At 73.6% G+C, this 12,443-nt stretch carries 13 protein-coding genes; 5 read left to right on the top strand and 8 right to left on the bottom strand.

The window, feature by feature from the left end; translation table 11 throughout:
- Positions 1–33 precede the first annotated feature (33 nt).
- From AB0J24_RS12125 to AB0J24_RS12115, 3 genes are read left to right on the top strand one after another with little or no spacing between them, the layout of a single operon-like run.
- Complete coding sequence (locus tag AB0J24_RS12125) at positions 34–708, top strand: response regulator transcription factor (protein WP_358679463.1); 675 nt, start codon at positions 34–36, stop codon at positions 706–708.
- A gap of 38 nt (positions 709–746) precedes the next feature.
- Entirely contained in the window at positions 747–2,126 is a 1,380-nt protein-coding gene (locus AB0J24_RS12120; protein ID WP_358680009.1) for a HAMP domain-containing sensor histidine kinase, read from the top strand.
- 5 nt (positions 2,127–2,131) lie between these two features.
- Positions 2,132–2,623 carry a hypothetical protein gene (locus AB0J24_RS12115; RefSeq protein ID WP_358679460.1) on the top strand — a complete coding sequence of 164 codons (492 nt, stop codon included), beginning with the start codon at positions 2,132–2,134 and terminating at the stop codon, positions 2,621–2,623.
- On the opposite strand, the gene AB0J24_RS12110 is transcribed toward AB0J24_RS12115, so the two are convergent.
- Complete coding sequence (locus tag AB0J24_RS12110) at positions 2,624–3,868, bottom strand: acyltransferase (RefSeq protein WP_358679457.1); 1,245 nt, start codon at positions 3,866–3,868, stop codon at positions 2,624–2,626. It abuts the gene before it with no gap.
- Positions 3,869–4,024: 156 nt separating this feature from the next.
- Between AB0J24_RS12110 and pseI the strand changes: the two genes are divergently transcribed.
- Positions 4,025–5,083: a pseudaminic acid synthase gene (pseI, locus tag AB0J24_RS12105; protein WP_358679454.1), complete on the top strand. Its 1,059-nt coding sequence runs from the start codon at positions 4,025–4,027 to the stop codon at positions 5,081–5,083.
- Here pseI and AB0J24_RS12100 read toward each other — a convergent pair whose 3' ends face one another.
- The 7 genes from AB0J24_RS12100 to AB0J24_RS12070 form a co-directional block, all read right to left on the bottom strand.
- Positions 5,084–5,941 carry an alpha/beta hydrolase gene (locus AB0J24_RS12100; RefSeq protein ID WP_358679451.1) on the bottom strand — a complete coding sequence of 286 codons (858 nt, stop codon included), beginning with the start codon at positions 5,939–5,941 and terminating at the stop codon, positions 5,084–5,086.
- Positions 5,938–6,459: a MarR family transcriptional regulator gene (locus AB0J24_RS12095; protein WP_358679447.1), complete on the bottom strand. Its 522-nt coding sequence runs from the start codon at positions 6,457–6,459 to the stop codon at positions 5,938–5,940. Before AB0J24_RS12095 ends, AB0J24_RS12100 begins: the two co-directional genes overlap by 4 nt.
- A gap of 192 nt (positions 6,460–6,651) precedes the next feature.
- Entirely contained in the window at positions 6,652–7,404 is a 753-nt protein-coding gene (locus AB0J24_RS12090) for an energy-coupling factor transporter transmembrane protein EcfT (RefSeq protein WP_358679444.1), read from the bottom strand.
- A complete protein-coding gene (locus AB0J24_RS12085) occupies positions 7,401–8,078 on the bottom strand; it encodes an ABC transporter ATP-binding protein (RefSeq protein WP_358679441.1) in 678 nt (225 codons plus the stop codon). Before AB0J24_RS12085 ends, AB0J24_RS12090 begins: the two co-directional genes overlap by 4 nt.
- Before the next feature lie 10 nt (positions 8,079–8,088).
- Positions 8,089–9,294: a thiolase family protein gene (locus tag AB0J24_RS12080; protein WP_358679438.1), complete on the bottom strand. Its 1,206-nt coding sequence runs from the start codon at positions 9,292–9,294 to the stop codon at positions 8,089–8,091.
- Positions 9,291–10,700: an AMP-binding protein gene (locus AB0J24_RS12075; RefSeq protein WP_358679436.1), complete on the bottom strand. Its 1,410-nt coding sequence runs from the start codon at positions 10,698–10,700 to the stop codon at positions 9,291–9,293. The genes AB0J24_RS12080 and AB0J24_RS12075 overlap by 4 nt, the downstream gene beginning before the upstream one ends.
- Positions 10,701–10,879: 179 nt before the next feature.
- On the bottom strand, positions 10,880–11,458 hold the full coding sequence (locus tag AB0J24_RS12070) for a biotin transporter BioY (RefSeq protein WP_358679433.1): 579 nt from the start codon (positions 11,456–11,458) through the stop codon (positions 10,880–10,882).
- A gap of 24 nt (positions 11,459–11,482) precedes the next feature.
- Between AB0J24_RS12070 and AB0J24_RS12065 the strand changes: the two genes are divergently transcribed.
- The gene (locus AB0J24_RS12065) at positions 11,483–12,352 is read left to right on the top strand and encodes an ASCH domain-containing protein (protein WP_358679430.1); all 870 of its coding nucleotides are present in this window, start codon (positions 11,483–11,485) and stop codon (positions 12,350–12,352) included.
- Positions 12,353–12,443: the final 91 nt, after the last annotated feature.

Raw genomic sequence — 12,443 nt, 5'->3', positions numbered from 1 at the left:
TCCATGGCGCCGTCCGGCTCCTACGCTCACCGCGTGGCGACGATCCTGCTGATCGAGGACGATCCGACGCTCCGGCGTGGACTGGAGATGGCTCTAGGCAGGCACGGTCACGACATCCGGACGGCGGGCGACGGGGAACGGGGGCTGTCCGAGCTCACCGCGTCCGCGCCGGACCTGGTCCTGCTCGACCTGATGCTGCCGGGTATGGACGGCGTCGAGGTGTGCCGGCGGATCCGTGCGGCGGGGGATGTGCCGGTCATCATGCTCACCGCCCGGGACGACGATCTCGACGTCGTCGAGGGCCTGGCCGCGGGCGCCGACGACTACGTCGTCAAGCCTGCGCGCCCCGGGGTGCTCGATGCGCGCATCCGGGCCGTCCTCCGGCGCAGCAGCAGCCAGCACGACGGCGTGCGGACCCACCGTGACCTGCGGATCGACACCCAGGCGTTGACCGTGACGCGGCGCGGCGAGCCGGTGGCGTTGACGGCGACCGAGATGCGCCTGCTGCTCACCTTGTCCGAGGCTCCCGGCCGGGTCTTCACCCGCCGCGTCCTGCTGGAACAGGTGTGGGAGCACGACTACCTGGGCGACTCCCGTCTGGTCGACAACTGCGTACAGCGGCTCCGCGCGAAGATCGAGACCGATCCGGCTGCCCCGGTCCACGTGCAGACGGTGCGGGGCTTCGGCTACCGCTTCGGTCCGGGATGATCGGCCTGCGCCGACTGGGTCTCCGGAGCCGGTTGATCGTGGTACTCGTCGCGGTGACCGTCGCCGGTGCGGCGGCGGCCGCCTGGGCGAGTGCGGTCTCGGCGGGATCGGCCCAGACGGCGCAGACCCGGGAGCGGCTGACCGGCTCCGTGGTGGCCACGGTCGAGTCGGTCGCGCCCCAGCTGACCTTCCCGGCGGACGAGTCCACGCTGGGCACCCTGCGCAGTGCGATCGGCCCCGACACCGCGGCGCGCGCCGGTGCACTCGTCGCGCGGGACGGTCGGATCGAGGCGTTGGTCAGCGACGAGCTGCAGGCCGCGGTCGGCGGCGGGGACGGCGTGTTCACCCAGCAGGTCGTCGCCGAGGGCATGCCGTGGCTGGTGATCGGCACCCCCGTCATGGTCATCGAGCCGGACGGGACCCGCCGTCGTTCCGGGATCGAGGTGTACACCGCGGCCGATCTGACCGGCATCGACCGGGAGCTCGGCGCGCTGAGCCTGGCAGCGGCCGGGGCCGCCGCCCTGACCCTGCCCATGTCGCTGCTGCTCGCCGTGCTCTCGGCGAACACCGTCCTGCGCCCGGTTCGGGAGCTGCGCGCCACGGCGCGCAGGCTCGCCGCCGGCGACCTCACCGCCCGGGGCAGGGCGCAGGGCAGGGACGAGCTGGCGGACCTCACCGCGACCGTCGACGAGATGGCCGAGTCGTTGCAGGCCTCCATGGCGGAGATCCGACGTATGCAGGCGGACGCCCGCCGGTTCGTCGCCGACGTGTCGCACGAGCTGCGCACCCCGCTGAGCACGCTGAGCGCCGTGCTGGAGGTGCTCGACTCGACGACGGCCGCGCTGGGCGAGAACGTTCCCGACGACGCCCGCGAGTCGGCCGCGCTGGCGATCGCCGAGACCCATCGGCTGATCCGGCTCGTCGAGGACCTGATGGAGGTCTCCCGGCTCGATGCGGGGACCGCGGAGCTGCGCCTCGAGGAGATCGATCTCGCCGCGGCCGTCGCCGACTGCGTCCGGGTCAGGGGCTGGGCCGACCTGGTCACGCTGTCTGCCACGGGCCCGGTCCCGGCCCGGCTGGACCCGCGCCGGGTGGACGTGATCGTGGCGAACCTGGTCGGCAACGCGTTGCGTCACGGCCGCCCGCCGGTACGGATCGAGGTCACCGCGGACGGCGACCGGGTCGAGATCGAGGTCACCGACGCCGGACCGGGTCTGCCGGAGGACGTGCTGCCGCACGTGTTCGCCCGCTTCTACAAGGCCGACGCGGCCCGGACCCGCAGCCCCGGCAGCGGTCTCGGTCTGGCGATCGCCCTGCAGAACGCCCGCCTGCACGGTGGGGACGTCGGCGCGGAGAACCGCGTCGAGGGCGGCGCGCGGTTCGTGGTGCGGATGCCCCGCGAGGGAGGAACGAGGTGAGAACGGTGCGAGCGGTACCGGCCGTGCTCGCGGCGCTCGTCACCACGGCGGCGTTGCTGACCGGATGCGGGGTCGGGCCATCCGGTGTGGAGGCTGCCGGACCGGCCCCGGGCGGGGTGGCGCCGGGGACGACCCTCTACTTCGTCGGCCAGGACGGCGCCCTGCGCCCGGAGCTGCGCGAGACCGGGAGACTGGGCACGGTCGTCGACGCTCTCGCGCTGCTGCTGACCGGACCCGGGCCGGCGTCCGACCTGACCACCGCGATTCCCGGCCCACCCGCTCCCGTGCCGGTGGTCGCCGCGAGGGTGACGTCGATCGAGATCTGGCTACCGTTCACGGCCGCCGAGGTGCCCGCCACCGGGGTCGACCAGATCGTCTGCACGGCACTCGGCGTGCACCGGCAGAGCGGCGGGGACCCGGCCGCGACAGTGCAGATCCGCTTCACGGTGCCCGAGCCGGGCTCCGATCGGCCACGGGAGTGCCCGATACCGGGGTGATCAACCCAACCGGCTGACGTCCACGGGGGCCGGTCCGGGCGCGACCCACTCCAGCACCGGCCACCACAGCGCCAGGCAGGCCATGACGGCGGCGCAGGCCAACGCCCCGGAGCGGCCGCGCGCCCAGTCGGCCCGGAACCGGATCGGGTCCTCGATCAGGTGGGTCGTCGCGACGGCCAGCGCCATCGACACCAGCCAGCCCAGGGCGGTGACCACCGGGCCGTCGAGCCCGGTGCGCTGCGCCGACAGCAGCACGAGAACCGGCCAGTGCCAGAGGTAGAGGCTGTAGGAGATCCGGCCCAGATAGCGCAGCGGCGCCATGGCCAGCGCCCGGGCCACGAGCCGGTCCGGCTGGTGGACGCACAGTGAGATCAGAGCCGCGGACGCCAGCGCGTGGGCGAACAGCAGGCCGGTGAACAGCCCGGGAGCCTGCTGGCCGTCGACGAGTGCCCACGACACGCCGAGCGCCACGGCCAGGACGGCCGTTGCGGCCGCCGCGGACGTGCCACCCCGGTGGGCGGCCGTGCGGGCGACGGCGGCCCGCGCCACAGGGGTGGCCGAGAACGCTCCGAGCAGCAGGGAGAACGCCCTGGTGTCGGTGCCTGTGTACACCCGCGTCGGGTCGGCCGGATCGAACAACATGATCATCAGTGCCAGTGAGCCGATGGCGAGCGCCGGTGCGAGGACCGCGATGGAGGTGCCGGCCCGGGGGCCGCCCCGACGTGCCACCGCGGCGACACCGAGCAGCAGCACCGGCCACACCAGATAGAACTGCTCCTCGACCGCGATGCTCCAGAGATGACCGAAGGGCCGCTCGGCACCGAACCGCTGCCAGTAACTCGCCTCCTGGGCCAGCAGGTGCCAGTTCAGCAGGTTCAGCTGCACCCACGGTCCGTCCGCCCGCGTGGTCGCCTGCTCCTGCGGCGATCCGACCGCGAGCACCGCCACCGGCACGACGACCAGCACCGCGGCCAGCGCCGGCAGGAGCCTGCGGGCCCGCCGGCTCCAGAACGCGGCCAGCGATACGCCGCCCCGCCCGGCGATCTCCCGCAGCAGCGCGCCGGTGATCAGGTAACCGGACAGCACGAAGAACAGGTCCACCCCGAGGAAGCCGCCGACCAGCAGGTCACTGTGGAACAGCAGGACGCCGAGGACGGCGACACCGCGCAGCCCGTCCAGGGCCGGGACGTGCCCGGTGTCGCGGGCCGTGGTGTGGTCGGGGAGGGTTCGCCTGGCCGAGGTCACGGTGCCGAGAATCGATGTGCGCGGTGGCGGTGGCGTCCCCGTGCCGTCCCGATCGTGTAGCAGTGTGCCGGGAGGAGCGGGGGCGAGGTCGCCGACGCGTCCGACCGGCGGGCCGTCGTCGTTCCGCCCCGGGGCGCGCTGGCTACCCTCGGAGCCATGCGCACCCCGGATCCGATCGAGATCGGCGGCCACCGCGTGGGCCCCGGTGAGAAGCCCTTCGTCATCGCCGAGGTCTCCGGCAACCACAACGGATCGCTGGACCGCGCCCTGTCGATCGTCGAGGCGATCGCGGGCTCGGGAGCGCAGGCGGTGAAGTTCCAGACCTACCGGGCCGACACGATCACGATCGACGCCGACGGTCCCGCGTTCCGGATCCGCGACGACCACGGCCTCTGGGGCGGGCGGAACCTCTACCAGCTCTACGAGCAGGCGCACACGCCGTGGGAGTGGCACGAACCGCTGTTCACCCGGGCCCGCGAGCTGGGTCTCGTCCCGTTCTCCAGCCCGTTCGACCCGACGGCGATCGAGCTGCTGGAGTCCCTCGACGCACCGGCGTACAAGGTGGCCTCCGCCGAGCTCGTCGACCTGCCGCTGATCCGGTCGATGGCCGCCACCGGTAAGCCGCTGGTCATCTCGACCGGCATGGCGACGCTGGCCGAGATCGACGCCGCGCTCACCGCTGCCCGCCAGGGCGGGGCGACCGAGATCGTGCTGCTGGCGTGCACCGCGTCGTACCCGGCGGATCCGGTGGACGCGAACCTGCAGACCATCCCGGCGCTGCGCGAGGCGTTCGGGGTGCCGATCGGACTGTCCGACCACACACCGGGGATCGGCGTCCCGGTCGCCGCCGTCGCGCTCGGTGCGGTGGCGATCGAGAAGCACGTGACGCTGCAGCGTGCCGACGGTGGTGTCGACTCCGACTTCTCCCTGGAACCGGCCGAGCTCGCCGCTCTGGTCACCGAGACCGACGTGGCCCGGCGCGCGATGGGGCCTGCCCGGTTCGGTCCGCGCGAGTCCGAGCGGGACACCCTGGCGTTGCGCCGGTCGCTCTACGTCGTCGCCGACGTCGCCGCCGGAGACAAGGTCACCGAGGAGAACGTCCGCTCGATCCGGCCCGCAGGTGGGCTGCCGACCGACACGATCGGGACGGTCCTGGGGCGCACGTTCACCCGCGACGTCGCGCGCGGGACTCCGCTCACCTGGGACCTGATCTGATCAGCGGCCCTCCGCGAGGAAGGACCTGACCAGCGCGTTCACCTCGTCCGGGGACTCCCGGTTCGCCCAGTGACCGCGTCCGGGAAGTACTTCGATACGGGCACCCGGAACGGCGGCCGCGACCTCCCGGGTCCGCGCGACCGGCACCCCGGCGTCCCGGTCGCCCTGCACGAACAGCGCCGGGCACCGGATCTCGCCCAGTTGCGGCCGCAGGTCGACCCGCATCCGCCGGAACCCGATCGAACCGTTCTGCCAGTCCGAGCTGCCTGCGCCGCCCCGGCGGGCCTCCGCCAGGCACTCGTCGACGATCGCATCGACATCATCCGGCTGCTCCGTACCGAACAGGGCTTTCCGGACGAACCACGCGACGACCGGCCGGTACCGGAAGACCAGGTTCGGCAGCGTGCGGCTCAGCAGCGGCAGCTTCGCGGTCAACCACAACAGCTGGTGGACGACCGGGGGGAACGACAGCGTCCCGGCCGGGGCGATGGCGACCAGGCGCTCCACCCGCTCGGGATGCTCGATCGCGTAGGCCAGCGTCAGCGCACCGCCCTGGGACAGCCCGACGAGCGCGGCACGTTCGATCCCCAGGTCGTCGAGCACGTCGGTGATCGTGCGGAGCAGCACCTCGTGCGTAGCGCGACCGTTCCACGGCCGGCTACGGCCCTGCTTCGGCCAGTCCGGTGCGATCACCCGGTGGTCGCGGGCCAGGTCCGGGATCATCCGCGCCCAGCTGAGGGTCGCGTTGTCGATCCCGGCGCCGGACAGCAGCAGAACCGGCGGGCCCCCGTCACCGGCGAGCCGGACGTGCAACCGCCCTTCCGGGCGGTCGATCACATGGTCGCGCACCGCGGTCATCGGCTTTCTCCGGCGCGGTGCTGCTGCGCGCCGGCGCGGTGTTGCTGTTGCGCGCCTCCGGCGCGGTGGCGCTCCCAGCGTTCCCAGAGCGCCGGCAGCTCGGACTCCAGGAACAGGTAGAGCTCGTGCACGTTGGCGAGGCGATCGCGACGGGCCGCCGGGGTGCCGGCCAACGTGCCCAGGCCGCGTTCGAGGACGGCACGGAACTCGGTGGCCCGCGCGTACCGGGCGGCGAGCATCCGGCTCCAGCCGTCCGGCGCGATCCGGAACAGCTCGACCCGATCACCCCGGCGGCGCACCCGCTCGACCAGCCCGCCCGGGGTCAGCATCCGGGTCGCGGTGCTGATCGAGCTGCGGCTGACCCCCAGCACCGAGGCCAGATCAGCGGCGGACTGCTCGGGCGGATCGCTGATCAACAGCCAGCCGATCACCCGGCCGGTGATCAGCGGCATGCCCTCCCGTTCGAACGACGTGGCCACCTCGTCGACGAAGTCCAGCTCGCTCTCGGTGGGCGACACGATGACGACCGTACAGTCATTGCAGTACTGACTGCAAACGCTGCACGGCTGGTCGCGTGCCCCGCGGGGTCGCGTGGTGGGCATCGGCATCACCGAACTCGCCGCGACCGGGGTTGCTCGGCGGGAGCGGTGGAACCCAGCAGGTCCCGGTGCGGGACCACACGGCGGCGCGCAGCAGGTCCCGGTGCCGGATCAGGCGGCCCCGGTGGGGCGGCGGGGGGATCGGCCGGACTCGTCTCCGTCGGTGCTGTCGTCCTCGTCGACCGCGCCGCTCTCGTCGACCGCGCCGCTCTCGTCGGCAGCACCGTTCTTGTCGGCAGCACCGCCCTCGTCGTCGGTGCCGCCCTCACCCCACCCACGTGCGACGAGGGCTTCACCGAGCGCGTCGGCGTGCCGCAGTGTGCGGACCATGAACGGCACCGCGAACGCCGTCACCGATCCGCCCGCTCCGCGCGCCTTCGCCGCCGCTCTGACCTGCCCGGCGATCCCCGACAGCGTGCCCACCGATTGAATGGTCAGGCCGACGAGAAGCCCGACGGCCTCCGGGTCGACGCCGAATCGTCGCAGCGGCCCCAACGCTCGCTGCACGGCGCTGACCAGGTCGTCCACCCGGGTCGTGAGGGTGAACAGGCTGGCCGCGCCGATCGCCGCGACCAGTCGCAGCGCGATCACCAGTGCCCGGTCCGGGCCGAGCAGCCACCACTGGATGCCGCCGACGAGTACCAGGACGAGCAGCAGCGTCCGCAGCAACGGCCGGACCCGCCGCCACGGGATCCGGGCGACGACGAACCCGAGCGCCACCAACCCGCACGCCGCGGCGAGCAACCACGGATCGGCGACCGCGACGGTGCCCGCCGCGAACACCAGCAGCACCAGCAGCGACGGTCCGGCGGGCGCCCGGTGCAGCAGACTGGTGCCGGGCTCGTAGAGACCGAGCGGGGTCACGCCGCGCAGATCTTCCGGTAGAAGGCGACGGCGGGGCCCGGTTCGTCGTCGGCGACCACCCGGCCCTCGTCGAGGACGACCACCCGGTCGAAGCCGTCGAGCAGATCGAGATCGTGGGTGGCGAGCAGCACCTGCTGACGCAGGCCGGCGAGGCGCTGCGCGAACGCGCGCTTGTTGCGCAGGTCGAGCAGGGTGGTCGGTTCGTCGCACACCAGGACGTCCGGGTCGAGAACGAGTACCGAACACAGCGCGAGCAGCTGCTTCTGCCCGCCGGAGAGCTGGTGCGCCGGATGTTCGACGTGGTCGCCGAGACCGAACTCGGTGAGCACCTCGGTGGCCCGCCGGGTGCGTTCCGCGTGGTTGCGGACGGTCCGCCGCAGCGAGAACGCGACGTCCTCCACCGCCGTCGGCATGACGATCTGCGAGTCCGGGTCGCTGAACACGAACCCGACCCGGCGACGGACAGCTGATCCCTGTCGGGCCGGGTCGCGGCCGTCGACCCGGACGGAGCCCGCGGTGGGGGTGACGAGCCCGTTGACCGTCCGGGCCAGCGTCGACTTGCCGGAACCGTTCGAACCGATCAACGCGACCCGGCGTTCGGGCAGCGTGAGGTCGACGCCGTCGAGCACGGTCCGCTCGCCGTAGCGGTGCCCGACCCCGGTGAACTCGATCATCGCCTGCCCCTCACCGGACGACCCGCCACCGGGTCGCGACACCGAGTCCGCCGCCGGACGACAGCGCGGCCAACCCGGTCTCACCGTGGCCCTGCACGACGAGCCGGTGGAACAACCGCACCACCAGTACCGCGCCGGACGCACCCCACGGGTGGCCCAGCGCGAGGGCGCCGCCGTCCGGGCTCACGGTCCGCTCGTCGATGCCGACGGCGTCGAGGCAGGCGAGCACCTGACCGGCGAACGCCTCGGTGAACTCCACCGCGTCCGGGGCCGGGCCGGGCAGCGCCCGGAGGGCGGGAACCGCGCCGAGTCCCAGCAGCGCGGGATCACAACCGCGGGTGGCGGCGGCCTCCAGCGCGAGCCCGGGGAGGCGGAGCTCGCGGCGCCGCCGTTCGGGGACGACCAGCACGGCGGCGGCGCCGTCGTTCACGCCGCAGGAGTTCGCGGCGGTGGCGGTGCCGTCCGGGGTGAAGGCGGGCCGGAACCGGGCGAGTCGCTGCACGGTGAACCGGTCGCGCGGGCGTTCGTCGGTGGTGACGCCGTCGACCTCGACGATCTCCGCAGCGAACCGTCCGGCCCGCTGCGCGGCGACGGCGCGGGCATGGCTACGGGCGGCGAAGGCGTCCTGACGCTCCCGGGAGACGCCGGCGCGGGCGGCGACGGTGTCGGCGGCCGGGCCCATGTCCGGGTCCGGCCACCCGGCGGGTGTGAAGGGGGCGCGGGTGTAGGGGGTGCCGTCGGGCCGGAGCCGCACCGGTGCCGTCGAGGGCGACTCGACACCACCGGCGAGGTACGCGGAGCCCTCGCCGGCCCGGATCGCGGTGGCCGCGGCGATGATCGCGGTGAGTCCGCTCGCGCACTGCCGGTCGAGGGTCGTCCCCGGGACGCGGTCGCCGAGCCCCGCCCGCAGCGCCGCGACCCGCGCGGGGTTGCCACCGGGCCCGAACACGTTCCCGAGCAGGACGTCGTCGATCCCGATGCCCGGTGTCGTGCGGCCGGAGCCGGGGCGCCCGGAACGGTCGCCACCGGTGCCGTCGAGCGGCTCGCCGGGCGCCGGGGCGGCGGACCTGCCGGGGGGCGTGTCGACACCCGCCACGAGCGCGGCGAGGACGGGGGCGGCCAGCTCGTCGACGGTGAGCGCCCGCAGCGCACCGCCCGCGGTACCGATCGGGGTGCGGCGGGCGGCGATCACGACCGGGGTGTCGTCGCCGGTCATCGACCGACACCGGGCCGCACGTCGTCCGACAGGGGGAATGGTTGCGCATCGAGGGTGCCGTCGCGCAGGCCCGCGTGGACGAGCGCCCTGGCCGGCTTGCCGGAGCCCAGGCGCGGGAGCGCCGGGACGAGCAGCCACCGGCGGGGGCGTTTCGCCGGGGACAGTGCCTCGCGGGCCGCGGCGCGCAGCTCGCGGCGGGACGGCGGGACACCGTCCCGCAGTTCGACCACCGCGGTGACCAGCATGCCCAGCGCGGGATGCGGGGTGCCCGCGACGACGACGTCGGCGACCCCGGGGACGGCCCGCAGCACCTGCTCGACCTCCTCGGCCGCGACCAGCGTGGCCCCGGAGGTGATCGTCGTGGCGGCCCGACCGTGCACGGTGAGCGTACCGTCGGGGTCGAGCCGGGCACGGTCACCGACGGTGCTGGGGCCGGGGCCGATCGGCCGGAGGACGCCGTCGCGCAACCGGCCGAGGACGGTCTGCGGGCTGTCCACCCACAGCACGTCGTCGTGCACCGCGAGCTCCACTCCCGGGACGGCGCGGAGCGGACCCGCGTCATGACGGAGCGCGATCAGCGAGTGCTCGGCCGAGCCGTAGTACTCGATCAGGACGGTACCGGGCAGCAGCCGTGCGCAGCGCTCGCGCAGTGTCGGCGCGAGGTGCGCCCCGCCGCAGACGACCACTGCCGGCGCGGGCCGTCCGGGACGGCGCTCCCGGTCGTCGAGCAGCGAGGACAGCAGCGCCGGGACCAGGTGTACCGTGCCGCCGTCGGGGAGATCCGCAGGATCGAACCGGTCGGTGGTGACGAGACGACGGCCGTGGTGCAGGGCGTGCAGTGCACCGAACAGGTAGAGCGTCGAGGACGGCGGCCCCGGGACCAGGACGGGGCCCGGTAGCGGCCCGAGCGCGTCGAAGCCGATCAACCACGAGTCGCGGGTGCGGGCGAGGACGGTCGGCGGCCCGGTACTGCCGGACGTCGTGGGGAGCAGGAACGGTGCGGTCGGGTCGGTGACCGGGGTGCTGCCCGGTTCGGGGGCGTGGTGTCCGCCGCGGCCGGTCGTGCCGGCCGCTGCGGTGCTGCCGGGCCGATCACCGGCGTCGGTGCGGAGCACCGCGTCGGGCGCCGCATCGGCGAGTACGGACGCGCGCTCCCGGTCCGACCAACCCGGGTCGGCGATAAGGGTCGCTGCGCCCACCCGGTCGACGGCGAGCAGGTACGGCAGCGCATCCCATCGGGCCCGGCCCGGTGCGTCGATCACGACGCGGTCGCCGGGCCCGATCCCTCGGACGCGGAGGCGTGCAGCGGCGAGGTCCGTCACGTCCGCCAGCTCCGGCGGGAGCCGGGCGGGGGAGATGATCGGGCCGGCACCGACCTGCCGCGTCGCGCCGGTCGGCTGCGTCACGCCGATCGGCTGTGTCGGTCCGGTCGGGCCTGCCGCGCCGGTCGGCTGTGTCGGTCCGGTCGGGCCTGCCGCGCCCGTCGGCTGTATCGCACCGGGCGGCCTCGTTCCGGTCGGCGGTGTCGCGCCGGGCCGGGCGGTCGGACCAGTCGGCTGATCCTCCGGGCGGCGCTGCTCTGCCCTCACCGGACCTGCGGCTCGCGGGTGGACGGCGGGAGCAGATCGGGCAGCGCCCGGTGCACCAGCGTGGCGATGATCGCCGCCAGGACGACCTTGATCAGGTCGCCGGGCACGAAGACCAGCGACTGGACGATGCCGGCCCACAGGTCACCGACCACCAGGCCGACCACCGGCATCCCGATCAGGTAGTCGGCGAGCAGCCCGGCGAGACAGGCGACCAGCAGGACCGGCAGCGTCCGCGTTCGTGCCCGCTGCACGATCAGGCCGGTGACCAGCGCGGACAGCAGCCAGCCCACGAGGAAGCCGGCGCTGGGGCCGACGAACGGCGCCAACCCACCACGGCCGCCGGACAGCAGCGGCAGGCCGATCGCGGTCAGCGCGAGGAGCAGCGCCACCGACGCCGTGCCGAGCTTCCAGCCGAGGATCGCACCGGCGATGATCGGACCCACGTTCTGCAGGACGATCGGGACACCGGCGACGCCTCCGAAACCGGGGAACAGGCCGAGCACGGCGATGAAGGCGGCGAACACCACGACCCGCGCGAGATCGGCGGCGGGCAGCGTGGAGCGGGATCCGGACACGCGCGAAGGTTAGGTCACGCGGGTGTGTCCCCGGCACCTCGTGCGGGCGGTATCACCGCTGCCGGTCGTGTCCGTCAGACATCTGAGGTCGTCGAAGGTCAACGGCAACATCGGGTTCGCGTGGGCAAAGGGAATGAACGGCGCGAAGCCGCGGGCTACGGTGCATCGGTGCTCTCACCAGACGACCGCGAACTGGTCGCCGCGGCCAGCAGACATGCGACGACCGTCAATGACGGCGGTGACCACACGGTCGCCGCCGCCTTGCGGCTCGACACCGGCGTGATCGTGCTCGGGGTGAACACCTACCACTTCCTGGGCGGCCCCTGCGCGGAAGTCAGCGCACTGTCCAACCGCGCGGCGTCACACCCCGGGGACCCGATCAGATCCGTCGTCGCGGTCTACGGACCGACCGGTGAGGTCATCGCTCCGTGCGGCAAGTGCCGCCAGGTCCTGTTCGACCTCGACCCGAACATCCGCGCGGTCGTGCGCGGGTCCAACGGTCTGGCCGCGCGCCCGATGACCGAGCTGCTGCCGCACGCGTTCGATTGGCGCGCCGCAGGTGCTCCACAGCGCCTCTACATGTGGGAGGGCTACGAACAGCTCATCCGCTCGGGCGCCAAGCGGCAGACCATTCGTGTCGATGATCCCTTCCGCCCCGGTGCTGCGTCGATCGTGTTCGAGAAGGGCTCCGGCGAGGTCGTCACCCTCACCGCGGTCATCGAGTCCGTCGAGACGACCACGCGCGCCGCGCTCAGCGACGAGGATGCCCGTCGCGACGGGTTCACCGACCTCGACCAGCTCGATGCCGCTCTCGAGCAGCACTACCCCGGACTCGAAGCCGGGGACCCCGTCGACATCGTGTCTTTCACGCTCTCGAACCCGGCACCGAACTAGTGCCTCGTCGCAGAACGTTGGCGTCGTAGCCGGGTCGGCCTGGTGGGCTGAGAAGCTGTCGCCGGAGGTGGGCGATGGCACGGCAACCTGA

Origin of the sequence: Pseudonocardia sp. NPDC049635, from assembly GCF_040659795.1 — a bacterium.
GTDB lineage: Bacteria > Actinomycetota > Actinomycetes > Mycobacteriales > Pseudonocardiaceae > Pseudonocardia.
This window is presented reverse-complemented; position numbering and strand designations above follow the sequence as displayed.

Bases quoted from the DNA above. Each gene is read 5' to 3' on its own strand.
- pseI (WP_358679454.1), top strand. From the start codon at position 4,025: ATGCGCACCCCGGATCCGATCGAGATCGGCGGCCACCGCGTGGGCCCC.
- AB0J24_RS12100 (WP_358679451.1), bottom strand. From the start codon at position 5,941: ATGACCGCGGTGCGCGACCATGTGATCGACCGCCCGGAAGGGCGGTTG.
- AB0J24_RS12085 (WP_358679441.1), bottom strand. From the start codon at position 8,078: ATGATCGAGTTCACCGGGGTCGGGCACCGCTACGGCGAGCGGACCGTG.
- AB0J24_RS12080 (WP_358679438.1), bottom strand. From the start codon at position 9,294: ATGACCGGCGACGACACCCCGGTCGTGATCGCCGCCCGCCGCACCCCG.